The organism is Pseudomonas sp. GW821-FHT07B01 (genome assembly GCF_059419065.1).
On the sequence record NZ_JBWKRA010000023.1, the window covers coordinates 83051 to 107808 of the forward strand.

The following is a 24758-nucleotide window of genomic DNA, read 5'->3' on the forward strand; positions in this document are numbered from 1 at the left end:
TTGGGGTTTGTGGTGACTGTACAGGCCTCATCGCAGGCAAGCCAGCTCCCACAGTTGACCGCGCACCCACTTTAGAATGCGGTCGAATGTGGGAGCTGGCTTGCCTGCGATGGCGTCTGCCCGGCCAACACAATGCTCAAGCTAACCAATCCCGCCTACGCTTAAGTTAGGATGCTCGTTCCCTATTCGAGGTGGTCTCCATGTTCTTCGGTGTTCTCCTGATCATCACCTGGCTGATCCTGCTGCTACGCTACCCGTCCAAGGCGCTGCCGGTATCGTTGGCCGCTGCCGTTGGCCTGGGTTTCGTCGCCGTCTGGGTGGTATGGCTGGACAACCGCGAAGCCGCGCAATTGGCTCGCCTTGAGCTGCGCATTACTTACGCCCCACAGGAATGCCCGGCCGACCGTCCTTTAAAACTGACCCTGAACAACGGCAACGACGTGCCACTGACCGAACTGCGCTGGCGCGTCGCCGCCTATGCACCGGGCGATACGGTCAACCTGGCCGACAATGTCTACGCCGCCCCACGCTATCGCGGCCCCGGCGAGTTGCAGGCGGGCGCCACCTGGGATGACTGCCTGCCCACCCCGCCGCTGCGTCCCGGCTATCGCCCACAAACCCTGGAATTTCGCGCCGAGCACCTGCAAGGCAGTTTCTCGGACTGACAAAGGAATGATGCATGCCCAACGTACTGATCACCGGTTGTTCCAGCGGCATCGGCCGCGCCCTTGCCGATGCGTTCAAAGCCGCAGGCTTCGAGGTATGGGCCAGCGCCCGCCAACCCGATGATGTCGCCGCGCTTACCGCCGCAGGCTTTAATGCCCTACAACTGGACGTCAACGACAGCGCCGCCCTGCAACGCTTGTCCGAGCAGTGGGGCGAGTTGGATGTGCTGATCAACAACGCTGGCTACGGCGCCATGGGCCCATTGCTCGACGGCGGTACCGAGGCGATGCAGCGCCAATTCGAAACCAATGTGTTTTCCATCGTCGGCGTGACCCAGGCGTTGTTTCCCGCCCTGCGCCGCAACAAGGGCCTGGTGGTGAATATCGGCAGCGTTTCCGGCGTATTGGTGACGCCGTTTGCCGGCGCCTACTGCGCATCCAAAGCCGCCGTACATGCCTTGAGCGACGCCCTGCGCATGGAGCTGGCACCGTTTGGCGTGCGGGTGATGGAAGTGCAGCCCGGTGCGATCAATACAAGCTTTGCGAAGAATGCCGGCGCCCAGGCCGAGTTACTGATCCAGGAACAGTCGCCATGGTGGCCATTGCGCGAGGGCATTCGGGCACGCAGCCAAGCGTCCCAGGACAAGCCAACCCCAGCCAGTGAGTTTGCTGCAGAGGTGCTCAAGGCGGTGCAGCAAGCGCAACCGCCGCGCCTGTTGCGTTCGGGCAACGGCAGCCGCGCGTTGCCATTGATGGCGGCGCTGTTGCCAAAGGGGTTGCTGGAGATGGTGTTGAAGAAGCGCTTTGGTTTGAGTGGCAGCCTCTAGCCCTTCATAAAATCAATAAACGCCCGCACCTTCAGCGGCAGGTGCCGGGTATCCGGGTACATCGCGTAGACCCCTTGGGGGGCGAAGCGATGATCCGCCAGCACACGCACCAGCCGTCCGGCCTCCAAGTCTTCCTGCACCAGCCATTGCGGCAGAATCGCCACACCGTGGCCGCGCACAGCAAATGCCTGGAGCACTGCCGCACTATCAGCCACCAACGCAGCAGGCCCGGCACGGTATTGATGTTGAATGCCCGCTGGGTCGGTGACGCTCAGTTCGGCCAAGCGGCCATGGCCCAACCGGGGGATCTGCTCCAGCTCTTCCAGGGTCTGAAGCCCGGCAAACTGCGGTGCCGCAACAGCAAACACATCGAACGTCGACAACTGCACCGCCCGATGATTGGAGTCCAGCAAGCGCCCCAGCCGAATCGCCACGTCAAAACGCTCGGAGATCAGATCGGCGTGGGTGGAGGATGTGGATAAGTGGATATTCAGGTCCGGGTGCAGGCGTCGAAAGGCTTCTACCGCCGGAGCAACTACAGCCAGGGCATATTCGACAGTGGTGGTGATGCGCAGGGTGCCTTTGAGCTGGGCATGTTCACTGCGGGCTTCTTCTACCGCCAGGCGGGCCTCTTCAAGCATGCGCGTGCAGCGCAGGTAAAAGCGTTCGCCGGCATCGGTGAGCGCCAGTTGGCGGGTGTTGCGGGTCAGCAGGGTGACGCCGAGTTCCGCCTCCAGGCGCTTGAGGTTGAAGCTGACCACGGCGCGAGTCTGGCCCAGCAGGTCCGCGGCAGCAGTGAGCGAGCCGGCCTCGACCACAGCCTTGAAAGTGTCAAAACGGTCCAGGCTGACCATGATGGACGCCCCCCTTTGTCAAAATATTTTTGACAAACTAGCAGGCAAACCGGCGTATCCCAAACCCTGCTTGCGGCCTACCCTGCCGGCTTCACTTGCAGGAACGCGTTCATGACCTACCGCTCGAAAGTCGCCTGGATCTTTTTATTGGGTTTTGCCCTGGACCTGGTGAACATGTTTGTTGCCACCGTCGCCTACCCGGATATCGCCCGCGAGCTGCACGCCTCGGTCACGCAACTGGCGTGGATCAGCAACGCTTACATGCTCGGGCTGACCCTGATCATTCCCCTGAGTGTCTGGCTGGCAGCGATCATGGGCGAACGCACGCTGATCTCCACCAGCCTGCTGCTGTTCGCCGGCGCCTCGGTGATGGTGGGCCAGGCCGGTTCCATCGAGGCGTTGATAGGCTGGCGCGCGGCGCAAGGGCTCGGCGGCGGCTTGCTGATTCCCGTGGGGCAAGCCATGGCGTACCGGCACTTTCCCGCCGCCGAGCGCAGCCAGCTGACGGCGCGGGTGATGTCGGTAGCGTTGCTGGTGCCGGCACTATCGCCAGCATTGGGTGGGGTGATTGTCGATACTGTGTCATGGCGCTGGATTTTCTACGCCAACTTGCCACTGACCTTGGTGACCCTGCTGCTGGCCTTGTTGTGGATAAAACCCGACGCGCCCACCCGCGTGCGCCCACCTCTGGACCTGAGCAGCATTTTCAAACAGGTTGCCAGTCCGATGCTGCGCGTGGCGATGCTGGTCTACCTGTGCATACCCGGGGTGTTTATCGGCACCAGTCTGATCGCCATCCTTTATGTGCGCAGCTTGGGCTATGACGCCACCCAAACCGGCGCGCTGATGTTGCCCTGGGCGCTGGCCTCGGCAGTGGCAATCTACCTGAGCAAAAAACTCTTCAATCGCTGCGGCCCCAAACCCTTGCTACTGGCGGGCATGGCGCTGCAATGCGCGGGCATCCTGTTGCTCAACGAGCCCGCGCTGATTATTGCGGCCTACGTCTTGATGGGCCTGGGCGGCAGCTTGTGCAGCAGCACCGCACAAACCCTGGCCTTTCTGGATATTCCCGCCGAGCGCATGGGCCACGCCAGCGCGTTGTGGAACATGAACCGTCAAGTAAGCTTCTGCGTCGGCGCCGCCGTGCTCAGTGCAATACTGTCGGCCTTGGATTCCTTCGCCATAACCTTCACGATGGCGGCAGCTCTGACCCTGTTGCCGCTTTTCGCAGTGTTGCGCCTGGATGCTTCCAGAGTACGCACGCTGCTTCACCCTTGCAGCGAGCCCAAGCATGATTGACTACAGCGATTTTTTTGAAGAAGTGATCCAGACCCACGTCGAGATCGAACAATGGTTTGCCGGCGTTGCGCCTCAGGGCACGCTGGAAAATCTGCTCGCGCGCTTCTCACCCGAGTTCAGCATGATCGCCCCCGCCACCGGTACGCGGGTCAACAGGGCCGGGGTCAATGCGTTGTTTACGCGTCTGGGCGGGATGCGTCCAGGGTTGAAAATCACCTTGAGTGAAATGACCGGCATCGACCGCCATGCGCGCGGCGCCACGGTGACGTATCGCGAGCATCAGATTGACGACAGCGGCACCCAGACCGACCGCCGCGCCACGGTGGTGTTCGAGAAACAGGCCAGTGGCGCGCTGCTGTGGCGACACTTGCATGAAACCTTTATCAAAGCCTGACGCGGTCAACTGTGGGAGCAGGTAAGCCCCCCCACAGTTTAGTTTTGTGTTGGGTTGACGATCACGGTGCAGGTAATCCCGGCCGCCAACAACACGCCCTCCGGCACTTCATCAATGTGAATCCGCACCGGCACACGCTGGGCCAAGCGCACCCAGTTGAAGGTCGGGTTCACATCGGCGATCAGTTCACGGCTCTCGGGGTTGTCGCGGTCGTAGATGCCGCGCGAGATGCTTTCCACATGGCCCTTCAAGGTCTCGCCGCTCATCAATTGCATATCGGCTTTGTCGCCCACCTTCACGTGGGGCAGTTTGGTTTCTTCAAAGAAGCCATAGACCCAGAACGAGTTCATATCCACCACGGCCATTTTCGCTTCGCCGATACGCGCATAGTCGCCACGGTGCACGTTGAGGTTGGTGACATAACCGTCCACCGCCGCCAGCACTCGCGTGCGTTTCAAGTTGAGTTCGGCGGCCTCCAGTTGCGCCAGGGCGTGCTGATAATCGGCCAGTGCCGAGTCGGCGATGTTGCTGGCATCGTCGCGGTTTTCCCTGGAGATCACCAGCGCGTCCAGGTCGGCGCGGCGGTGCGCGTTGACCTTGCGCATTTCCCAGGTGGCCTTGCGGGAGGCCACCAGCGATTGCGCTTGCTTGACGGCAATGCGGTAGTGCTCGGGGTCGATCTGCATCAGCAGGTCGCCTTTTTTCACCAACTGGTTATCGCGTACCGGCACGTCCACCACTTCGCCGGTGACGTCAGCCGCCACATTGATAATGTCGGCGCGCACCCGACCATCGCGGGTCCAAGGCGTTTGCATGTAGTGCACCCACAACGTGCGGCCAATCCAGATCGCCAACGCCAGCACCAGCAAGGTGGCGAGCAGGCTGAAAAACTTTTTCATCGGGGCATTCTCAACGGTAGACGCTCAGCGCCAGGGCGCCGAACAGGCAAGCGAACAGGCTCAGGCGCAGCAGCGCCGGGTGCCAGAAGAAACGGTACAGGTCGAACCCGGCCAGGAAGCGGTCAACCGCCCAGGCCAGCCCCGCTGCGATCAAGAACATCAGGGTCATGGTCGGCATATAGATACCGTGGAATGCAATTTCACGAGGCATTCGGGGCTCCTTTGAGGGCGGCCAGAGGCGATTGCGGGTCGAGCAACGAGGTGCGAATAAAGTGCAGGTAGCTCTTCACCCGGCGCAGGGCCGAGGTGTCGAAGTGCGGGGCGAAGGGTTCGTCGGTGGCCTGCACGCGGCTGATCGCATGGTCGACGGCAATCAACCCGCGCTCCAGGTTGCTGGCGCTGGGTTGCAGGAACAGCCGCACCAGCGAGCGTCCCATCACGCGGATCGCCTGGCGCCACGGCTGCGACTCGGCATACGCCGGGTGCACCGGCAAAATCGCCTGCTCCTTGCGCAGTTCGATGATCGCGTGGCCGACCTCCAGCACCACGAACATCCAGCGCAGCAAATCGCGTTGCACCTGCGGCTGGCCGGCCGCGAGGCCATACGCCTGGTGCAGCAGGTCGCGGGTGCGGCTTTCAAAGCTCGACGCCAGGCCCTTGAGCTTGCCGCTGATGGCATACACCACTTGCTCACGCAGGTCTTGCTCCAGGCGGCGCCACAACCAGCGGCTGTTGGGCGGCAGGATGATCGCACCCGCCGCCGCGCACACCAGCATGCCGATGACCATGGCGATGTAGTCGTTGATAAAGGTGTAGGGGTTATAGACCGTGAGGTTGTCGGGCACCGAGCCGGTGCTGAAGAAGATCAACAGGCCCACACCCACACCGGCGTATTGCGGGCGTGAAGACAGAAAGGCCCCGAAGATGATCACCGGCGCGAGCATCACGCACAGCAGCGGGAAACCGTCGATCAAGGGGAACACAAAGAACATTTCGACAAAGCCGACCAAGGCGCCGATCAAGGTGCCGCAGGCCATCTGGAACGCCATGCGCTTGGGGTTGGGCGTGGCAGCAGACAGGCCCACCGTGGCCGCCGCGATCAGGGTCATGGTGGCGCCGCTGGGCCAGGCCGTGGCCACCCAGTAACTGCCCAGCACAACCAGGATAAACGAGGCGCGCACCCCGGCAGCGGCACAGGCCAACCAGTTGGTCTTTGGCGTGTAGGCTTCGTGCCAATCCTCCCGCGCATGGCGATGCTCGGCCAGGGACGCGTGGGTTTGCGCGTAGTTGTGCAGGTCGTCGACGAAACGGTACAGCAGCTCGTAGGCCGTGTGGAAATCCAATTGCTCGGCGTCCGTCGGGTTGCCCTCCTGGAAGCTCGCCCGCAGGCTGCGCACCTTGGCGGGCAGGCCGTCCTTGTAGGCGCTCAGTTGGTTGACCAGGCGCGCGGCATCGGGGCTGGTGAGGGCGCGGCCAGAGAAGCTGTCGAGCACTTCGGCCAGGTCTTGCAGGCCGGGTTTGATCGCTGCCACCACATGGTCGGCCTCATCGGCGCGCAAGCGTTCGAGCAATTGGTGCAAGGCGTTGAAGCGTGTGGTGATGCTCATGAATTCGCTGTTAAGGCGACTGAGCCGCCCGTTACGCCGACGCATGTGCGGGTCTTCGAACACAGTGACGCTGCGCAGGCCTTCCAGCCCCACGGCTTCGGCAATAAAGCGCACGTTGCTGGCCTCGAAACCTTCGCGTTGGCTGCGCCCGCGCAGACCATCGGTCACAAACAGCGCGAACACACCGAAGCGCTGGTAAAGCGCGTTGCGCATGGCGGCGCTGGAGGTCTGCGGCAGGATGGCGGCGCTGACCAGTGTCGAGCACAGTATCCCCAGGGAGATTTCCAGCACCCGCCACACCGCCGCCATGAAGGCGCCGTCCGGGTGGGCCAGGGCCGGCAGGCCGACCATCGCCGCGGTGTAGCCGGCGAGCACGAACCCATAGGCGCGAAAGTTACGATTGCGCGTGGCGCCAGCGGTGCAAATGCCGACCCAGATCGCCAGCGCACCGAGGAACAGTTCGGTGTTCTGCGCAAACAAAGCGATCAACAGCACCATCACCGCCGAGCCTGCCAAGGTCCCGAGGAAGCGATAGAAACTCTTGGCGAACACCTGGCCGCTCTGGGGCTGCATCACGATAAATACGGTGATCATCGCCGTGCGCGGTTGCGGCAGTTCCAGGCGCATCGCCAGCCACAGCGTCAGGAACGCAGCGACCAGCACTTTGAAGATATACACCCAGGTCACGCCATCACTGCGTGCCCAGTCGAAAAAACCACGGCGCCACTCAAGGGAATGCAGCCAGCGCAGCGGTGCAGGCAAGGGAGTCATCAAGGCCTACTCAGTGATCAAACACGGCGAGCGCCGCCGGAGTCTTGCTTGGGAGTGTCTTGGCAGCCGTGGGCACATCATCGCCAGCACCGAGGCCGCCGCCCAAGGCGGTCACCAGCTCGGCATGGGCGCTGAGGCGTGCCGCCTGCACCTGTTGTGCGATCTGCTGCTGGCGAAACAACAAGGTTTGGGCGTTGAGCACGTTGAGGTAATCAGTGAGGCCACGCTGATAGGCGATCATGGCGATGTCGTAGGTTTTCTGCGCCGAGGCCACCGACTGCGCGGCAAAAACCGATTGCTTGTCCATGGATTCGCGGCGGATCAACTGATCGCTGATGCCCTTGAGCGCATTGACCAGGGTCTGGTTGTACTGGGCCACCGCGATGTCGTAGCCGGCACTGGCTTCACCCAATTGCGCACGTAGACGGCCGCCGTCGAAGATCGGCAAGGTGATCGCCGGGCCGACGTTGTAGTTAAATTTCTTGCCGGCCAGAAACTCCAGCATACCGCCGCCGGTGGCCATGTAGCCGAGGCTGCCGACCAGGTCGACGTTGGGGTAGAAGCCTGCATGAGCCACATCGATACCCCGTGCCTGGGCCGCTACCTGCCAGCGACTGGCGACCACGTCCGGGCGTTGGCCGAGCAATTGCGCCGGCAGGCTGGAGGGCAATTTCAACGGCGCGGCGAGGGCCAGGGTCGGGCGCTGCAACTGCGCGCCCTCCCCCGGGCCTTTGCCGGCCAACGCCGCCAGTTGGTTACGGCTCAGGGCGATTTCCTCGTCGAGGGCATCCAGTTGGCGATGGGTTTCCGGCAGCGGGGTTTCAGCCTGGCTGACGTCAAAGTGAGTACCGATCCCAGCGGCCAGGCGTTTGTTGGCCAGGTCCAGGATCTGCTGTTGCTGGGCCAGGGTGGCGGCCGCGATGTCACGGTTGGCGTACTGCAACGACAGCTGGATATAGGCGCGCACCACGTTGTTTTGCAGTTCGAGCTGGGCCAGGCGCGCTTCGGCGGCGCTCATGTGCGCCAGGTCGACCGCACGTTCGGTCGTGTTGCTTTCCCGGCCCCACAGGTCGAGGGCGTAGCTCAGGCCCAGGGACGAATTGTTGTCCCAGGTGTTGGCGCCGCTCAATTGGCCGGGGCCGTAGAACTGATCCTTCGGCCAGTTGTGACGCTTGAGGGTGGTGTCGCTGTTGATCTGCAGCGACTCGGCCGACTCGGCCACGCCGGCCAGCGCCCGAGCTTGGCGTACGCGGGCGGCGGCCACGGCCAGGCTGGGGCTGTTGCGGGTGGCGAGTTCGACCCAACGGTTGAGCTGCGGGTCGCCGTAGGCCTGCCACCATTGGGCGGTGGGCCAGTGGGCGTCGCGGTCGGCGCTCTGGATCGCGGCGTCGGTGGCCAGGCTATTGGCGTTGATCGCCTGGCCTTGCGGGGCGATTCCTCCGGTTCCGATGCAACCGCTGATGACTGACGTTAAAGCCCAAACACTGAGAGTCTTCAGCTCTCTGCTGATGCGACGCGGCACGGCAAGCGAATTCCTGAGAGGGTGTTGCGGGAGAGGTGGCGCAATTCTAGGCGGCGCCAGGGAGGACGATAAGCTGGCATTCCTGTGAATCTTTGTTACCGTTCAGGCGATAATCCGTTGGTAGGGATCACTGAAAGCGTAACTTTCTGTCACAATTTGCTATCTCCCTTGAGAACACTCCATGGACACTTTGCAAAACATGCGCGCCTTCAGTTGTGTGGCCGAAGCCGGCAGCTTCACCGCCGCCGCCGTGCAACTGGACACCACCACGGCCAACGTCTCGCGCGCGGTCTCCAACCTTGAGGCCCACCTGCAAACCCGCTTGCTCAACCGCACCACCCGACGCATCGCGCTGACCGAAGCCGGCAAACGCTATTTGCTGCGCTGCGAGCAGATCCTCGCCTATGTCGAGGAGGCCGAGGCCGAAGCCAGTGACGCCCATGCGCGCCCGGCCGGGCAGTTGAAAGTGCACACCATGACCGGCATCGGCCAGCATTTCGTTATTGACGCCATTGCCCGCTATCGCCGCACCCATCCCGACGTGACCTTCGACCTGACCCTGGCCAACCGCGTGCCGGATTTGCTCGACGAGGGCTACGACGTGTCCATCGTGCTGGCCAGCGAACTGCCGGACTCAGGTTTCGTTTCCCAGCGCCTGGGCATCACCTACAGCATCGCCTGCGCCTCGCCGGACTACGTCAAGGCCAAGGGCTGCGCACAGCGGCCCCAGGACTTGCTCAACCATGCGTGCCTGCGCCTGGTCAGCCCGGTGGTCCAGCTGGACAAATGGACCTTCAACGGCCCTGAAGGCCAGGAAAGCGTGGCGATCAACAGCTCGCCGTTCCTGGTGAACTCGGCCGATGCGATGAAAACCGCGATCACCAGCGGCATGGGCGTCGGCCTGCTGCCGGTGTATGCCGCCATCGAAGGGCTGCGCAATGGCACGCTGGTGCGGGTGATGCCGACCTACCGTTCCCAGGAGCTGAACCTGTACGCCATCTATCCTTCGCGCCAATACCTGGATGCGAAGATCAAGACCTGGGTGGAATACCTGCGCGGTTCGTTGCCGGAAATTCTGGCGGCGCACCAGGCGGAGTTGGTGGCGTATGAGTTGAGCGGTGGTGTGGGTGGCGTGCGGATGGCGAACTGATTTTGGCATGCTGCTTCCCCACCCCCTATAAATTCATTGTGGGAGCATGCAAGCCAGCTCCCACATGTTGAGTGGAGTTCTGCAATGAAAAAGACTGTCCTGGCCTTCAGCCGTATCACCCCGCCCATGATCGAACGCCTGCAAGAGGATTTCGAGGTGATCGTGCCCAACCCCAAGCTGGGTGACATCAATGCACAGTTCAACGAAGCCCTGCCCCATGCCCATGGCTTGATCGGCGTGGGCCGCAAGCTGGGCCGCGAGCAGCTTGAAAGCGCGAGCAAGCTGGAGGTGGTGTCCAGCGTGTCGGTGGGCTACGACAACTACGACGTGCCGTACTTCAACGAGCGCGGGATCCTGCTCACCAACACCCCCGATGTGCTCACCGAGAGCACTGCCGACCTGGCCTTTGCGTTGCTGATGAGCAGCGCCCGCCGCGTGGCCGAATTGGACGCCTGGACCAAGGCCGGCCAATGGAAAGCCAGCGTGGGCGCGCCTTTGTTTGGTTGCGATGTGCACGGCAAGACCCTGGGCATTGTCGGCATGGGCAATATCGGCGCAGCCGTGGCCCGGCGTGGGCGCCTGGGCTTCAACATGCCGATCATTTACAGCGGCAATAGCCGCAAGACCGCGCTGGAGCAGGAACTGGGCGCGCAGTTTCGCAGCCTGGAGCAGTAGCTGGCCGAGGCGGATTTCGTCTGCCTGGTGGTGCCGTTGAGCGACAAGACCCATCACCTGATCAGCACTCGGGAGCTGGCGTTGATGAAGCCCAGCGCGATTCTGATCAATATTTCCCGTGGGCCGGTGGTGGATGAGCCAGCGCTGGTCGAAGCCCTGCAAACCCAACGCATTCGTGGCGCCGGGTTGGATGTGTATGAAAAGGAACCGCTGGCTGAATCGGCGTTGTTCCAGCTGAGCAATGCGGTGACTCTGCCGCATATTGGATCGGCCACCGGTGAAACCCGCGAAGCCATGGCCAACCGCGCCGTGGACAACCTGCGCAGCGCCCTGCTGGGCCAACGCCCGCAGGATCTGGTGAACCCACAGGCCTGGAAGGGCTGATACTGGACTTAATGTGGGAGCTGGCTTGCCAGCTCCCACATAAACAGTGCCCGACACAAAAATCCGGTTAAAGCCCAGGCCAGCCAAGTCGATAACTCTCTATAGATCGTCATCCCTGATCCACAGAAGGTTTTTATGTCCACCACCAAAGCCCGCGCAGACTCACTCTCGCTTCTGCTCTTTACCTTGCGCAGCGGCAAGCTGATGGCCATCAACCTGTTGAAAGTCAGTGAGATCATTCCCTGCCCGCCGTTGACCAAGCTGCCGGAGTCCCACCCGCACGTCAAAGGCATCGCCACCTTGCGCGGGGCTTCACTGTCGGTGATCGACCTGAGCCGCGCCCTGGGTGAAATGCCCTTGCAAGACCCGGACGGCGGCTGCCTGATCGTCACCGATGTCAGCCGTTCCAAGCAGGGCCTGCATGTGCAGGCGGTGAGCAAGATCGTGCATTGCCTGACCACCGATATCCGCCCGCCTCCCTACGGCTCCGGCGGCAATCGGGCGTTTATCACCGGGGTTACCCAGGTGGAAGGTGGCCTGGTGCAGGTGCTGGATATCGAGAAAGTCATCCATGGCATCGCCCCGGCACCGATTGAAGCGGCGCCGACCGACCTGACCATGGAAGAAGCCGAAGTGCTGGGCAACGCCCGCATCCTGGTGGTGGACGACAGCCAGGTGGCTTTGCAGCAATCGGTACACACCCTGCGCAACCTCGGCCTGACCTGCCACACCGCCCGCAGCGCCAAGGAAGCCATCGACGTGTTGCTGGAACTGCAAGGCACGGTTGAACAGATCAACGTGGTGGTGTCGGACATCGAGATGTCTGAGATGGACGGCTACGCCCTCACCCGCACCCTGCGCGAAACCCCGGATTTCAAGGACCTCTATGTGCTGTTGCACACCTCCCTGGACAGCGCGATGAACAGCGAAAAAGCACGCCTGGCCGGTGCCGACTCAGTACTCACCAAATTCTCATCCCCAGAATTGACCAAATGCCTGGTCGTCGCCGCACAAACCGTGGCGCAAAAGGGCCTGTAAGCCTTGGGCGAGTATTACCAGCTGCTGCGTCGCGACCTCACCGGCAGCCTGCCCGCCCCGCAGTGGCCAGCGGATACCCGGCTGGATCATTATCGCGATGAACTGGCCCCGGCAGTCCATGCCGTGCTGCGCATGACCCAGGACCAGGGCGGCGGCCGTGTCGGCCACCTGGATGAGTGGCGCCAGCAGTTCGTCACCGATGCCGAGTACGACCCGACGCTGTGCCTGGTGGCCAGTAACCACGACGGTGTTCTCGCAGTGGCCCAATGCTGGACCAGCGCCTTTATCAAGAACCTGGCCGTACACCCCTGCGCCCAAGGCCAAGGACTGGGCCGCGCCTTGCTGCTGCACAGCTTCCAGGTATTCAAGCAGCGCGGTGAACCCTATGTGGACCTCAAGGTGCTGGAGAGCAACCTGCGCGCCCGGCAACTGTATGAAAGTGCTGGCATGCGATTTGTGCTGCGCGACATCGTATCCAAGGGCTGATCCTCACTGGCGCATAACTTGCTTCCAGAGCCCCTGAGCGGTAGATAGAGGTAAAAACCCGTCACCCCTCAAGCGTGCCCTCTGACCTTGCCTGGTGACAGATCCGCCATGAACACACACTTTTCCTGCGTCGGTTGCGGTAAATGCTGCAGCGACCATCACGTGCCCCTGACCCTCGAAGAAGCCCGCAGCTGGGCGGCGGACGGCGGCAACGTCATCGTTCTGGTCGAGGGCTTTCTCGGCAATGGCCTGGGCCTGCCCCTGCAACAACGGGAACACGCTGAGCGCCGCTCAGTGGTCGTGCCCAGCGGCAATACCGAGGCGTTTGTGGCAATTACCTTTGCCGCCTATAACGCCGGACGCTGCCGGAATCTTGACGAAGACAACCGCTGCCGCATCTACGAACGGCGCCCGCTGGTGTGCCGCATCTACCCGATGGAGATCAACCCGCATATCCCACTGAACCCAAGCGCCAAGGACTGCCCGCCGGAATCCTGGGAGCAAGGCCCTGCGCTGATCGTCGGTGGTGAGTTGATGGATGCGCAACTGGCCGAACTGATTCGCCGTTCACGCCAGGCCGACCGTGATGACGTGCAGACCAAAGAAGCGATATGCGCGTTGCTCGGCATTCGCACGACCGCACTCAAGGGCGACGGGTTTACCGCGTACTTGCCGGACATGCAGGCGTTTGCCCAGGCCATTGAGCAGGCGGTTGAACAGCCGGCAGTGGCCAATGAATGGGTGTTTCATGTGTCGGGGATGGACATCGCTGAACAGGTGCTGGATGCCGGGGCGCAAATTGCCACTGAGGTGTCGGCCAATTATGCGTTTATCTCGTTGAGGGCGGCTTAGGCCGCTGTGGCCTCATTGCGGTATAGGTATCTACTCACTGTGGCGAGGGAGCTTGCTCCCGCGACGGCCTACCATTCGACGACAATTTCCCTGACGCCCCTCGATCCAACTGTGGGGTGTCAGCTAGATAGTCGCCGGCTGTCAGGCCGTCATCGCAGGCAAGCCAGCTCCCACATCTGGAGCTCGGAGTGTCAGATAGATAGGCGCCTCTCGGGAACAGAGTTGCACTCACACATTAGCGCTCATGGATGGGCGGGCAATACATCGAGGCGATAGGGCTGGAGAATGCGTTGGTATTCGCCATTGTGCATCAGTTGCTCAAACGCGTGATTAAGCTCATTACGCAACGCGGTATCGGTTTTTCGCACCGCAATCGCCACGCTATTACCCAGCAGGCCAGACGACACAGGCGGCCCCATGAAATTGAAGTCCAAGCCCTGGGGCGTGTCTAGCAGGGCCTCTCGGATCTCCACGGCGCCTTGAAGGGTCGCGTCAATATCACCCGAAACCAGGCTCTGCACCAGTTGGTCGTTGAGCCAGAAACTCCTGATGATTACCCCTGCCGGCGCCCACTGCGACAGGGCAAAGGCTTCCCGATTACTGCGCACCAGCACCCCGACACGCTTGCCCCTGAGCGACCGTCGATCAGGGCGCAGGCCCGAGGTTTTACGCGCCACCAGCCGAGTGGTGATCGGGTAGAGGTCACGAGTGAAACTCACCCGTCGCCGTCGACTGCAGGTGGGCGCCATGCCCATGATCGCGTCGAACTGCCTGGCTTCAAGGGCGGGGAAATTTTCCATGACGACCTGGTCAACCCAGGTACAGCGCACGTTGAGCTGCTCGCACAGGGCATTGCCCAGTTCGATGTTCAGCCCCACCAATTGCCCTTGGGAATTGCGGCTTTGAAAAGGCGGAAAATGTGCAGCGACGGCGAAACGGATTTCACGCCGAGGTTGAACGTCGGCGGCAACGACACTTGTCGAGAGCAAGAGGGCAAGCACCGCACAAAGGTGTATCAGGGCCACGGGAATGTCCTTTTCCGGAAAGCTGACTCACCACGCCCCGATGAGCGTCATCGGGACGAAGCAAACGCTGTGCAAGCTTTCAAGAATCGGTCGCGGACCTACAAGCAGAAATGTCCACGGGCGATGTAGGCAACTGCCTATAACGCACGCAACGCTTTAATCTCAGCGTTTACCCATGGAGCGGCGAGTGCCCGGAGGCGCCATGCCTGGCGTCTTGGTATGGCCGTTCTTGGCGCCGCCTTTGTACCAGGGCTGGCTGGCATTCTTGGCGCCAGTCAGCTCACCCGGTTTGAAGGGGAACTTGAACGCCGGGATCTCGGCTTTTTCAACGCCGTCGGCGGTGGCCGAATCGACGAGGTCAGCCGCGTCGACAGGGGGTTGGGTTGGGGAAGTCATAGGGGCTCCGGCGCAGCGATAGGCGTAAAAGCGCCAGTATACGGGGGCAAAGCGGCAAGCGGTAAGCTTCAACCCACAAGTAAAAAGCGCTAGCTGTCGCGGCTGTCAGTTTCGCGTCACCGTGCTGACCGTATTACCGGGCTATAAAGCAGCTACCCAACCTTCAACTGGCAGCTTGCAGCTTAAACCGTGCAACTGCGCCCCGGCGCCTCCCATGCAGATAAAACGAAACACGGCCCTGATGGTGGGCATCCTCTTGGTATTGGCGGTGGCCGCCTGGGCAGTAACACGGCCTGCCAAGCCCCGCCTGGCAGCGCCCACGGCGATCCCGGTACGGGTAGTGAGCGTCGCGCAACAGGACGTTCCCAGGTTTGTCAGCGGCATAGGCTCAGTGCTGTCGTTGCACAGCGTGATGATTCGCCCGCAAATCGACGGCATCCTCACACAACTGCTGGTCAAGGAAGGCCAGTCGGTGAAAGCTGGCGATCTGTTGGCTACCATCGACGACCGCTCGATCCGCGCCAGCCTCGACCAGGCCAAGGCGCAATTGGGCGAAAGCCAGGCACAGTTGCAAGTGGCGTTGGTCAATCTCAAGCGTTACAAGGCGCTGAGCATCGACGACGGTGTGTCGAAACAGACCTATGACCAGCAACAGGCACTGGTCAACCAGCTCAAAGCCACGGTGCAGGGCAATCAGGCGGCCATTGATGCGGCTCAAGTACAACTTTCCTATACCCAGATTCGCTCCCCGGTCAGCGGCCGCGTGGGCATCCGCAATGTGGACGAAGGCAACTTCCTGCGCATGAGCGACACCCAGGGGCTGTTTACCGTCACCCAACTCGACCCGATTGCCGTTGAGTTCTCGCTGCCACAGCAGATGCTGCCGACCTTGCAGGGCCTGATCGCCGCCCCCGCCCGGGCCACCGTCGACGCCTACCTGGGCGCCGACACCGATGGCCAGACCGGCGACCTGCTCGGCGAAGGCCACCTGAGCCTGATCGACAACCAGATCAGTTCCACCACCGGCACCCTGCGGGCCAAGGCCGAGTTCAACAACCCGGCGCATAAGCTATGGCCGGGACAACTGGTGACCATCAAAATCCAGACGGCCCTCGACAAGAACGCCCTGGTGGTACCGCCGACCGTGGTGCAGCGTGGGCTGGACTCACATTTCGTGTACCGCGTAAGCGCTGACAAAGTCGAGGTGGTGCCGGTGCGAGTCGCCTACCAGAACAGCGACATCAATATCATCAAAGGCGTGCAGGCCGGCGATGTGCTGGTCAGCGATGGGCAATCTCGGCTCAAGGCCGGTGCGCAGGTGGAGGTGCTCAAGGAGCCGCCGCAAGTGATCCACACCGCCGACGCCCAGGTGCAGCCATGAGCGCCAGCCGTTCGCCCTCGGCCTGGTGCGTTGATCACCCGGTCGCCACCCTGCTGTTGACCTTCGCCTTGGTGTTGCTGGGGATTATTGCCTTCCCGAACCTGGCCGTCGCGCCACTGCCGGAAGCGGAATTCCCGACCATCCAGGTTACCGCGCAACTTCCTGGCGCCAGCCCGGACACTATGGCCTCATCGGTGGCCACGCCTCTTGAGGTGCAGTTCAGTGCCATCCCCGGCATGACCCAGATGACCTCCAGCAGCGCCTTGGGCTCCAGCCTCTTGACCCTGCAGTTCACCCTGGAAAAAAGCATCGACACCGCCGCCCAGGAAGTCCAGGCCGCGATCAACACCGCGTCCGGCAAGCTGCCCAGCGACATGCCGAGCTTGCCTACCTGGAGGAAGGTCAACCCGGCAGACAGCCCGGTGCTGATCCTCAGCGTCAGTTCCAGCAGCATGCCCAGCACCGAGCTGAGCGACTACGTGGAAACCCTGCTGGCGCGCCAGATCAGCCAGATCGACGGCGTCGGCCAGATCAACATCACCGGCCAGCAACGCCCGGCGATTCGCGTGCAGGCCTCCCCTGACAAGCTCGCGGCCATTGGCCTGACGCTCGCCGATATACGCCTGGCCATCCAGCAGTCGAGCCTCAACCTGGCCAAGGGCGCGATCTATGGCGAAAACAGCGTGTCCACCCTGTCGACCAACGACCAGCTGTTTCACCCGGAGGAATACGGCCAACTGATCGTTTCCTACAAGAACGGTGCGCCAGTTCAACTGCGCGATATCGCCAAGGTCATCAATGGTTCGGAAAACGCCTACGTACAAGCCTGGTCCGGCGATACGCCGGGGGTGAACCTGGTGATTTCGCGCCAGCCCGGCGCCAACATCGTCGACACCGTCGACCGCATTCAAGCCGAGCTGCCGCGCCTGCAAGGCATGTTGCCGGCCTCGGTGCAGGTCAGCGTGTTGACCGATCGCACCAAGACTATCCGCGCCTCACTGCATGAAGTGGAAATGACCCTGCTGATCGCCATCCTGCTGGTGGTGGCGGTGATGGCGTTGTTCCTGCGTCAACTGTCGGCGACGTTGATTGTGTCTGCGGTGCTGGGTGTCTCGCTGGTGGCCAGTTTCGCCCTGATGTATGTGATGGAGTTCAGCCTGAACAACCTGACCCTGGTGGCCATCGTGATCGCCGTGGGCTTTGTGGTGGACGATGCGATTGTGGTGGTGGAGAACATCCATCGGCACCTGGAGGCAGGCCTGGGCAAGCGCGAAGCAGCGATCAAGGGCTCGGGTGAAATTGGCTTTACCGTGGTGTCCATCAGCTTCTCGCTGGTGGCGGCGTTTATTCCGCTGCTGTTCATGGGCGGAGTGGTCGGTCGGTTGTTCAAGGAGTTTGCGTTGACGGCCACCGCGACCATTCTGATTTCAGTGGTGGTTTCGCTGACATTGGCCCCGACGCTGGCCGCCTTGTTCATGCGTGCCCCTACCCACCCTGCCCACGCCAAACCCAGCTTCAGCGAACGCCTGCTGGCCGGCTATGCGCGCAACCTGCGCCGGGCCTTGGCGCACCAACGCAGCATGGCCGCGATCTTCGTGGTAACCCTGGCCCTGGCGGTGGTCGGCTATGTGTTCATTCCCAAGGGATTCTTCCCGGTGCAGGACACCGGTTTCGTGCTCGGCACCAGCGAAGCGGCGGCCGATGTGTCGTACAAGGACATGGTCGCCAAGCACAAGGCCCTGGCCGAGATCGTCAAGGCCGACCCGGCGGTGCAGGCGTTTTCCCATTCGGTGGGCGTTACCGGCAGCAACCAGACCATCGCCAACGGCCGCTTCTGGATCGCCTTGAAAGACCGCAGTGAGCGCGATGTGTCCGCCAGCCAGTTCATCGACCGCATCCGCCCACAACTGGCGAAGGTGCCGGGCATCGTGCTGTACCTGCGCGCCGGCCAGGACATCAACCTGAGCTCCGGCCCCAGCCGCGCCCAGTACCAATACGTGCTCAAGAGCAACGACGGCCCGACGCTGAACACCTGGACCCAGCGTCTCACCGAAAAACTGCGCGCCAACCCGGCGTTTCGCGACCTGTCCAACGACCTGCAACTGGGCGGCAGCATCACCCATATCAGCATCGACCGCCAGGCCGCCGCACGTTTCGGGTTGACCGCCACCGATGTCGACCAGGCGTTGTACGACGCCTTCGGCCAGCGCCAGATCAACGAGTTCCAGACCGAGATCAACCAGTACCAAGTGATACTTGAACTGGACAGCCAACAGCGCGGCAAGGCCGAAAGCCTCGACTATTTTTACCTGCGCTCGCCATTGACCAACGAGATGGTGCCGTTGTCGGCCTTGGCCAAAGTCGACCCGCCCACGGTCGGGCCGTTGTCCATCAGCCATGACGGCATGTTCCCTGCTGCCAACCTGTCGTTCAACCTGGCGCCCGGCGTGGCCCTGGGCGATGCAGTGATCATGCTCGACCAGGCCAAAAACGAAATCGGGATGCCGAGCACAATCATCGGCAACTTCCAGGGTGCGGCCCAGGCGTTCCAGAGCTCGCTGGCCAGCCAACCCTGGCTGATCCTCGCGGCGCTGGTAGCGGTCTACATTATTCTGGGTGTGCTGTACGAGAGTTTTGTGCACCCGCTGACGATCATTTCCACCCTGCCCTCGGCGGGCCTCGGTGCGCTGATCATGCTGTGGGTGCTGGGCCAGGACTTTTCGATCATGGCCTTGATCGGCCTGGTGCTGCTGATCGGCATCGTGAAGAAGAACGGTATCTTGATGATCGACTTCGCCCTGGAGGCGCAGCGGGTACGCGGGCTGGCGCCCGAAGATGCGATTTATGAAGCCTGCGTCACGCGGTTCCGGCCGATCATCATGACCACCCTTGCCGCGTTGCTCGGCGCCGTGCCGTTGATGCTCGGCGCAGGCCCCGGGGCGGAACTGCGCCAGCCGCTGGGCATCGCGGTGGTCGGTGGCTTGTTGGTGAGCCAGGCGCTGACGCTGTTCACCACGCCGGTCATATACTTGTACCTTGAACGTTTTTTCCACAGGCCCAAACCAGCGCTGACGCTGGCGACCACACACTGAGGCGGTCATGCGCGTCCTGATTATTGAAGATGAAGAAAAAACCGCGGACTACCTGCACCGTGGCCTGACCGAGCAAGGCTACACCGTCGATGTCGCCCGTGAAGGCATCGAGGGCCTGCACCTGGCGCTGGAAAACGATTACGCCGTGATCGTGCTCGACGTGATGCTGCCCGGCCTGGATGGCTTCGGTGTGTTGCGTGCCTTGCGCGCCCGCAAGCAGACGCCGGTGATCATGCTCACCGCTCGCGAGCGCGTTGAAGACCGCATCCGCGGCCTGCGCGAAGGCGCCGACGATTATCTGGGCAAGCCGTTTTCGTTCCTGGAACTGGTGGCCCGCCTGCAAGCCCTGACCCGCCGCAGCGGCGGCCACGAACCGGTGCAGGTCACCGTCGCCGACCTGTGGATCGACCTGATCAGCCGCAAGGCCAGCCGCAACGGTGTACGCCTGGACCTGACCGCCAAGGAGTTCTCGCTGCTCAGCGTATTGGCGCGGCGCCAGGGCGAGATCCTGTCCAAGACCGCGATTGCCGAGATGGTCTGGGACATCAATTTCGACAGCGATGCCAACGTGGTGGAAGTGGCGATCAAGCGTCTGCGCGCCAAGCTCGACGGGCCGTTCGAACACAAGCTGCTGCACACCATTCGTGGCATGGGCTATGTGCTGGAAAACCGCATGCAGGAAAACCACAGTGGTCGCTAATTCCATCGCCCTGCGCCTGAGTGGCATGTTCACCCTGGTGGCGCTGCTGATCTTTCTGTTGATCGGCGGCGCGCTGTACCAGCAGGTCGACCGTGGCCTGGGGCTGTTGCCAGGGGCCGAGCTGGATGCGCGCTACAGCGTGCTGGAATCGTCGATCAATCGCTTCGGCACGCCGGAACATTGGGCCAAGATCAGGTCCAAGCTCAAGCTGTTGGGGGAAGAAGACAAGCGCATCCGTTTCTGGGTGGTCAGCAGCGACCCGAGCTACGAATACGGTGAGCCGGACGCGCAGATTCGCGCCTTTGCCGAAGGCGCCACAGGTAAGCGCGACCTGCGCCTGCCGGGTCACGATTATCCCTTCAAGGTGCTGGTCAGCCAATTTGCAGCCAAGGACCAGCGCCCGGCGTTGCGCTTTATGATTGCCATCGACACGGAGAACTTCCGCGCCACCCAGCATCACTTGCTGGTGGCGTTGATCAGCCTCGCGCTGGTGGGTGTAATACTGGCGGCACTGTTGGGGTTCTGGGTCGCGCGTATCGGCCTCAAGCCCTTGGGCAAACTCTCGGATGAGGCGCAAAAGCTTGCGCCGCCGAAACTCTCCGGGCGCCTGCACCTGTCGCCGCTGCCGCCGGAATTGAGCCAGTTCGTCAATTCGTTCAACGCCACCCTCGACCGTGTCGAGCAGGCGTATTCGCGCCTGGAATCGTTCAACGCCGACGTCGCCCATGAACTGCGTTCGCCGCTCACCAACCTGATCGGCCAGACCCAGGTGGCCCTCACTCGCGGTCGGTCGGCGGAGCAGTATTTCGAGGTGCTGCAATCGAACCTGGAAGAACTGGAACGGCTGCGCTCGATCATCAACGACATGCTGTTCCTTGCCAGCGCCGACCAGGGCAGCAAAGCCACCAAGCTGATCGAATGCTCCCTGGCCGATGAAGTGGCTACCACCCTCGACTACCTGGACTTCATCCTCGAAGACGCCCAGGTCGAAGTGCGCGTGCACGGCGATGCCGTAGTGCAGATCGAAAAGGCCCACCTGCGTCGCGCACTGATCAACCTGCTGAGCAATGCCGTGCAACACACGGCGCCGGGGCACGTCATCGACGTGCACATTGAAGTGCAGGCACACCAGGTGACGATTGGCGTGACCAACCCCGGCGAGGTCATTGCCAGCGAACACTTGCCACGCCTGTTCGAACGCTTCTACCGCGTGGATGCATCGCGCAGCAACAGCGACGCCAATCACGGATTGGGGCTGGCGATCGTCAAGGCGATTGCGTTGATGCATGGCGGGGATGTGTTTGTGCGCAGCGAAGGCGGTGGCAATACGTTTGGTATCACCCTGCCGATCTAAACAACTCGGTCAAAATGTGGGAGCTGGCTTGCCTGCGATAGCATCACCTTGGTGCACTTGGCATACCGAGCTGTCTGCATCGCCGGCAAGCCAGCTCCCACAGAAGATCCCATGGCCCTCACTGTTGCGGTTTGGGCAATAGTTATTATCTTGTTACACTCTGTATCGCACCGCTCGCCTGCGTTACTTTGACGCATCGATGAGCGCGACGGCAAAGACAGCTGACCACTCACCCGAATTTCCCTCGACTTATTTCCAGGGCTCTACACTGGGAATCTGTCTTAAAGCCGCTGACTTCAGCGGCTTTTTTTTGCCGTGAAAAAAGGCCGGGCACACCCCACGACACTGGCCGTTCATGATTGACCAAAGGAGCTCCACCGGTGAAGAACTCGCTGACGTTCACCCCGTTATTCCTCGCAATCGCAGCAACGATCATCCCCCTTGCCCACGCGGCAGACGCCCCGCCCGTCGAAGGCTTCGTCGAGGGTTCACACCTCACGATCAACACCCGCAACTACTACATGAACCGCGACCGACGCGATATTCATACCGACGACAGCAAGGAATGGGGCCAGGGCTTTATCGGCACCTTCGAATCCGGCTACACCCAGGGCCCCATCGGCTTGGGCCTGGACGTCAATGCCATGTTCGGCCTCAAGCTCGACGGCGGTGGTGGTACGGATGGTTCCAGCATCCTTCCGTATGGCAGCGGCAACGGCAAAGCGCCGGGTTCGTTCTCGACGGCTGGCGGCACCTTGAAGCTGCGCGCCTTCGACACCGAACTGAAAGCCGGCGACCTGTTCCTCAACAACCCGGTGATCGCCGGCGGCATGACACGCATGTTGCCGCAGACTTTCCGTGGCGTGAGCCTGACCAACCACAGCTTTGACGGCTGGATGATCGAAGGTGGCCAGGCCAGTTTCACCAAGCTTTATAACCAGAGCGGCCATCGGCGCATTGGTACCAGCTACGGCACGCTGCCCGCCAACACCGACAGCCAGCACCTGGACTGGGCTGGCGTGTCGTTCAGCGGGATCGAGGGGCTGACCAGCAACCTGTATGCGTCCGAACTCAAGGACGTCTGGCACCAGTATTACTACGACCTGGAATACACCTACGCCCTGAACGACCTGGTCAGCCTGACGCCCGGCCTGCACTACTACCATACCCAGGACACCGGTCAATCGCTGCTGGGGGATATCGACAACAACACCTACAGCCTGCATTTCACCGTGGGCGTGGGTAACCACAGCGTCACAGCGACTTATCAGCGGGTCAATGGCAACACGCCGTTCGATTACATCACCCAGGGCGACAGCGTGTACCTTGACAACTCCCAACAGTACTCGGATTTCAACGGGCCCAATGAGCGCTCCTGGAAGCTCAAGTACGCCTACGACTTTGCCGGCCTCGGCGTGCCCGGCCTGACGTCCGCCGTGTCCTACATCAGCGGCAAGACCGACCTGACCAAGGTCGACCCCAACAGTCGCGGCTACAGCAACTGGTACAGCGCCGATGGCAAGGATGCCAAGCACTGGGAGCGCGATATCGACCTGAAATATGTGGTGCAGGGCGGCAAGGCCAAGGACTTGGCCGTACGCCTGCAATGGGCGACCAATCGCGGCAGCAATGGCTACTCGGCGGTGGACCGGGATGTGGATGAATACCGTGTGATCGTGGACTACCCGATCAACGTGTTCTGAGTACAGGTAGGAGCGAGCTTGCTCGCTCCTACAGGTTGGCTTTGCGCCATATTTAAGAGTTGCTACTACGCTAAGGGCATTCTCAATGCAGAAGTGTGCCCGATGAGTTCAAGCCCTACCCGCCCCAACCGCCGCCCGGAGCGCCTGCTGATCCTGGGCAGCACGCTCACGGTGTTGCTGATCGTGGGGGTCGTCACTGCGCTACTGATTCGTGAACATGCCAACACCCTGCAGACGGCCAAGCGCACCGCCAACACCATCACTCAATTGATCGACGCTGACGTGCTGCGCAATGTCGAACTTTACGACATGGCCCTCAAAGGCTTGATCAGCGCCACCGAGCGCACCGACCTGCAAGACGTTTCAGAGAGCATCCGTCATTTGGTGCTGTTCGATCGCTCCGCAGCGGCGCCCTACAAGGGCGATATCCTGCTATTGGGCCCGGCTGGCGAGGTGATTGCCGATTCCTCCCTGCTCACGCCGAAACTGGGTAACTTTGCCGACCGGGACTACTTTCGGGCGCACCGCACCAACCCCGACCTGGGCCTGTATATCAGCCGTCCGTTCATGGCGCGCTGCCAGTGTGCCGACCCCTGGCGCATCGCGTTCAGCCGTCGCGTTTCGTCACCGGATGGGCGCTTCCTGGGAGTGGCGGTCGCGTCCATGCGCCTGTCGTACTTTCATCAGTTGTTCAGCAGCTTGAACATCGGCAGCAACAGCACCATCAACCTGCTCAACCACCAAGGCATCCTGCTGGCGCAAGAGCCTCTGCTGGAAGCAGATATCGTCGACAAGGACCTGAGCCAGCGCCCGAATGTGGCGCGCATGCTGCGCGAACGGGACGGCAGCTTCCAAAGTATCTCCAGTGTCGATCGCCAGGCACGGCTCTACAGTTTTTCGAATGTGGGCAACTTGCCGCTGATCGTGGCAGTGGCCTTGTCCAGCAATGAAATGTTCGCCCCCTGGCGACGTGCGGCGTGGCTGGTCAGCATCGCGACCGGAGTGTTGTGCGTGGGCCTGTTGTGGCTGACCTGGGCACTGTGCATGGAGCTGCGCCGTCGCCATCGCGCCGAACAGGTGCTGTCAGAACTGGCAGCCACCGACGCCCTTACCGGCCTGGCCAACCGCCGCACGCTGGACGAACGCTTGCGGCTGGAATGGGACCGGGCACAACGCTCCATCGAGTCGTTGAGTGTGCTGATGATCGATGTGGACCACTTCAAGGCCTTCAACGACCGCCACGGCCACCAGGGCGGCGATGAGGCGTTGCGCGCAGTCGCGCATGTGATCGCCAGCCATATCCGCCGCCCTGCCGACCTGGCGGCGCGTTATGGCGGAGAGGAGTTCGCGGTGGTGTTACCCAATACCGACGCCAAGGGAGCCTGGGTGATCGCCGAGCATATCCGCAAGGGGGTCCAGCACTTGCCGCGCAAGGCCGGGGATGAGCAACCAATCACGGTGAGCATCGGCATGAGTACTTGGCAAAAGCACAGCCGTATTTCCCTTGAAGACCTGCTGCTCAAGGCTGACCAAGCGTTGTATCAGGCCAAGCACAGCGGCCGTAACCGGATAGTGGATGTTTCAAAGAACTCAAACTGATGAGGTCAAATGTGGGAGCTGGCTTGCCTGCGATGGCCATAGGTATCTACACAACTTCGGCACGACGCTAAATCTGTGGCGAGGG

The 24758-nt window shown here is 61.9% G+C and carries 21 protein-coding genes and 1 pseudogene; 15 read left to right on the forward strand and 7 right to left on the reverse strand.

Annotated features, from left to right (window positions below):
- Positions 1–200: 200 nt before the first annotated feature.
- The gene (locus tag AC07S6_RS22125) at positions 201–665 is read left to right on the forward strand and encodes a multidrug transporter (protein WP_197880188.1); all 465 of its coding nucleotides are present in this window, start codon (positions 201–203) and stop codon (positions 663–665) included.
- Positions 666–679: 14 nt separating this feature from the next.
- A complete protein-coding gene (locus AC07S6_RS22130; RefSeq protein WP_197880187.1) occupies positions 680–1492 on the forward strand; it encodes an SDR family oxidoreductase in 813 nt (270 codons plus the stop codon).
- Here AC07S6_RS22130 and AC07S6_RS22135 read toward each other — a convergent pair.
- Positions 1489–2346 (reverse strand): LysR family transcriptional regulator, encoded by an 858-nt coding sequence (locus tag AC07S6_RS22135; protein WP_495113056.1) that lies wholly within the window; start codon positions 2344–2346, stop codon positions 1489–1491. The genes AC07S6_RS22130 and AC07S6_RS22135 overlap by 4 nt on opposite strands.
- Before the next feature lie 111 nt (positions 2347–2457).
- On the opposite strand from AC07S6_RS22135, the gene AC07S6_RS22140 reads away from it, so the two are divergent.
- Both AC07S6_RS22140 and AC07S6_RS22145 read left to right on the forward strand, forming a co-directional pair.
- On the forward strand, positions 2458–3645 hold the full coding sequence (locus AC07S6_RS22140; protein WP_495113057.1) for an MFS transporter: 1188 nt from the start codon (positions 2458–2460) through the stop codon (positions 3643–3645).
- Positions 3638–4039, forward strand: a complete 402-nt coding sequence (locus tag AC07S6_RS22145; protein ID WP_014716994.1) for a nuclear transport factor 2 family protein — start codon at positions 3638–3640, stop codon at positions 4037–4039. Before AC07S6_RS22140 ends, AC07S6_RS22145 begins: the two co-directional genes overlap by 8 nt.
- Before the next feature lie 38 nt (positions 4040–4077).
- Here AC07S6_RS22145 and AC07S6_RS22150 read toward each other — a convergent pair whose 3' ends face one another.
- Genes AC07S6_RS22150 through AC07S6_RS22165 form a run of 4 tightly spaced genes read right to left on the reverse strand, consistent with a single transcriptional unit; the run spans position 4078 to position 8838 of the window.
- Complete coding sequence (locus AC07S6_RS22150; protein WP_020301246.1) at positions 4078–4938, reverse strand: efflux RND transporter periplasmic adaptor subunit; 861 nt, start codon at positions 4936–4938, stop codon at positions 4078–4080.
- Between the two features lie 10 nt (positions 4939–4948).
- The gene (locus tag AC07S6_RS22155; RefSeq protein ID WP_003188711.1) at positions 4949–5149 is read right to left on the reverse strand and encodes a DUF1656 domain-containing protein; all 201 of its coding nucleotides are present in this window, start codon (positions 5147–5149) and stop codon (positions 4949–4951) included.
- Complete coding sequence (locus AC07S6_RS22160) at positions 5139–7316, reverse strand: FUSC family protein (RefSeq protein ID WP_495113058.1); 2178 nt, start codon at positions 7314–7316, stop codon at positions 5139–5141. The genes AC07S6_RS22155 and AC07S6_RS22160 overlap by 11 nt, the downstream gene beginning before the upstream one ends.
- A 10-nt stretch (positions 7317–7326) precedes the next feature.
- Entirely contained in the window at positions 7327–8838 is a 1512-nt protein-coding gene (locus AC07S6_RS22165) for an efflux transporter outer membrane subunit (protein ID WP_073843285.1), read from the reverse strand.
- A gap of 181 nt (positions 8839–9019) precedes the next feature.
- On the opposite strand from AC07S6_RS22165, the gene AC07S6_RS22170 reads away from it, so the two are divergent.
- The 5 genes and pseudogenes from AC07S6_RS22170 (at position 9020) to AC07S6_RS22190 (ending at position 13423) form a co-directional block, all read left to right on the forward strand.
- Positions 9020–9988, forward strand: a complete 969-nt coding sequence (locus AC07S6_RS22170) for a LysR family transcriptional regulator (protein WP_038448973.1) — start codon at positions 9020–9022, stop codon at positions 9986–9988.
- 84 nt (positions 9989–10072) lie between these two features.
- Positions 10073–11047 (forward strand): annotated as a pseudogene (locus AC07S6_RS22175) (2-hydroxyacid dehydrogenase).
- Positions 11048–11182: 135 nt separating this feature from the next.
- Positions 11183–12085 (forward strand): chemotaxis protein CheV, encoded by a 903-nt coding sequence (locus tag AC07S6_RS22180; RefSeq protein ID WP_014716988.1) that lies wholly within the window; start codon positions 11183–11185, stop codon positions 12083–12085.
- Positions 12086–12088: 3 nt separating this feature from the next.
- Positions 12089–12571 (forward strand): GNAT family N-acetyltransferase, encoded by a 483-nt coding sequence (locus tag AC07S6_RS22185; protein WP_197900829.1) that lies wholly within the window; start codon positions 12089–12091, stop codon positions 12569–12571.
- A 108-nt stretch (positions 12572–12679) separates the two neighbouring features.
- Complete coding sequence (locus AC07S6_RS22190) at positions 12680–13423, forward strand: YkgJ family cysteine cluster protein (RefSeq protein WP_197880178.1); 744 nt, start codon at positions 12680–12682, stop codon at positions 13421–13423.
- A 242-nt stretch (positions 13424–13665) separates the two neighbouring features.
- Here the strand turns inward: AC07S6_RS22190 and AC07S6_RS22195 are convergent, their stop codons facing one another.
- Together AC07S6_RS22195 and AC07S6_RS22200 are read right to left on the reverse strand one after the other, a co-directional pair.
- Positions 13666–14448, reverse strand: a complete 783-nt coding sequence (locus tag AC07S6_RS22195; protein WP_197880177.1) for a transporter substrate-binding domain-containing protein — start codon at positions 14446–14448, stop codon at positions 13666–13668.
- A gap of 162 nt (positions 14449–14610) precedes the next feature.
- Complete coding sequence (locus AC07S6_RS22200) at positions 14611–14844, reverse strand: hypothetical protein (RefSeq protein ID WP_495113059.1); 234 nt, start codon at positions 14842–14844, stop codon at positions 14611–14613.
- 214 nt (positions 14845–15058) lie between these two features.
- Here AC07S6_RS22200 and AC07S6_RS22205 point away from each other — a divergent pair, with 214 nt between their 5' ends.
- The 6 genes from AC07S6_RS22205 (at position 15059) to AC07S6_RS22230 (ending at position 24673) form a co-directional block, all read left to right on the forward strand.
- Positions 15059–16225: an efflux RND transporter periplasmic adaptor subunit gene (locus tag AC07S6_RS22205; RefSeq protein ID WP_197880176.1), complete on the forward strand. Its 1167-nt coding sequence runs from the start codon at positions 15059–15061 to the stop codon at positions 16223–16225.
- Positions 16222–19317 carry a multidrug efflux RND transporter permease subunit gene (locus AC07S6_RS22210; protein ID WP_495113060.1) on the forward strand — a complete coding sequence of 1032 codons (3096 nt, stop codon included), beginning with the start codon at positions 16222–16224 and terminating at the stop codon, positions 19315–19317. The genes AC07S6_RS22205 and AC07S6_RS22210 overlap by 4 nt, the downstream gene beginning before the upstream one ends.
- Positions 19318–19324: 7 nt before the next feature.
- Entirely contained in the window at positions 19325–20017 is a 693-nt protein-coding gene (locus AC07S6_RS22215) for a heavy metal response regulator transcription factor (RefSeq protein ID WP_014716981.1), read from the forward strand.
- Positions 20007–21371 carry a heavy metal sensor histidine kinase gene (locus AC07S6_RS22220; RefSeq protein WP_495113061.1) on the forward strand — a complete coding sequence of 455 codons (1365 nt, stop codon included), beginning with the start codon at positions 20007–20009 and terminating at the stop codon, positions 21369–21371. The genes AC07S6_RS22215 and AC07S6_RS22220 overlap by 11 nt, the downstream gene beginning before the upstream one ends.
- Positions 21372–21751: 380 nt before the next feature.
- Positions 21752–23074 (forward strand): OprD family porin, encoded by a 1323-nt coding sequence (locus AC07S6_RS22225; RefSeq protein ID WP_495113062.1) that lies wholly within the window; start codon positions 21752–21754, stop codon positions 23072–23074.
- Positions 23075–23176: 102 nt separating this feature from the next.
- Positions 23177–24673 carry a GGDEF domain-containing protein gene (locus tag AC07S6_RS22230; RefSeq protein ID WP_495113063.1) on the forward strand — a complete coding sequence of 499 codons (1497 nt, stop codon included), beginning with the start codon at positions 23177–23179 and terminating at the stop codon, positions 24671–24673.
- The last annotated feature ends 85 nt before the right edge of the window (positions 24674–24758 follow it).

Coding starts and splice junctions, on each gene's coding strand:
- AC07S6_RS22125 (WP_197880188.1), top strand. CDS start 201: ATGTTCTTCGGTGTTCTCCTGATCATCACCTGGCTGATCCTGCTGCTA.
- AC07S6_RS22130 (WP_197880187.1), top strand. CDS start 680: ATGCCCAACGTACTGATCACCGGTTGTTCCAGCGGCATCGGCCGCGCC.
- AC07S6_RS22135 (WP_495113056.1), bottom strand. CDS start 2,346: ATGGTCAGCCTGGACCGTTTTGACACTTTCAAGGCTGTGGTCGAGGCC.
- AC07S6_RS22140 (WP_495113057.1), top strand. CDS start 2,458: ATGACCTACCGCTCGAAAGTCGCCTGGATCTTTTTATTGGGTTTTGCC.
- AC07S6_RS22145 (WP_014716994.1), top strand. CDS start 3,638: ATGATTGACTACAGCGATTTTTTTGAAGAAGTGATCCAGACCCACGTC.
- AC07S6_RS22150 (WP_020301246.1), bottom strand. CDS start 4,938: ATGAAAAAGTTTTTCAGCCTGCTCGCCACCTTGCTGGTGCTGGCGTTG.
- AC07S6_RS22155 (WP_003188711.1), bottom strand. CDS start 5,149: ATGCCTCGTGAAATTGCATTCCACGGTATCTATATGCCGACCATGACC.
- AC07S6_RS22160 (WP_495113058.1), bottom strand. CDS start 7,316: ATGACTCCCTTGCCTGCACCGCTGCGCTGGCTGCATTCCCTTGAGTGG.
- AC07S6_RS22170 (WP_038448973.1), top strand. CDS start 9,020: ATGGACACTTTGCAAAACATGCGCGCCTTCAGTTGTGTGGCCGAAGCC.
- AC07S6_RS22180 (WP_014716988.1), top strand. CDS start 11,183: ATGTCCACCACCAAAGCCCGCGCAGACTCACTCTCGCTTCTGCTCTTT.
- AC07S6_RS22190 (WP_197880178.1), top strand. CDS start 12,680: ATGAACACACACTTTTCCTGCGTCGGTTGCGGTAAATGCTGCAGCGAC.
- AC07S6_RS22200 (WP_495113059.1), bottom strand. CDS start 14,844: ATGACTTCCCCAACCCAACCCCCTGTCGACGCGGCTGACCTCGTCGAT.
- AC07S6_RS22205 (WP_197880176.1), top strand. CDS start 15,059: ATGCAGATAAAACGAAACACGGCCCTGATGGTGGGCATCCTCTTGGTA.
- AC07S6_RS22210 (WP_495113060.1), top strand. CDS start 16,222: ATGAGCGCCAGCCGTTCGCCCTCGGCCTGGTGCGTTGATCACCCGGTC.
- AC07S6_RS22215 (WP_014716981.1), top strand. CDS start 19,325: ATGCGCGTCCTGATTATTGAAGATGAAGAAAAAACCGCGGACTACCTG.
- AC07S6_RS22230 (WP_495113063.1), top strand. CDS start 23,177: ATGAGTTCAAGCCCTACCCGCCCCAACCGCCGCCCGGAGCGCCTGCTG.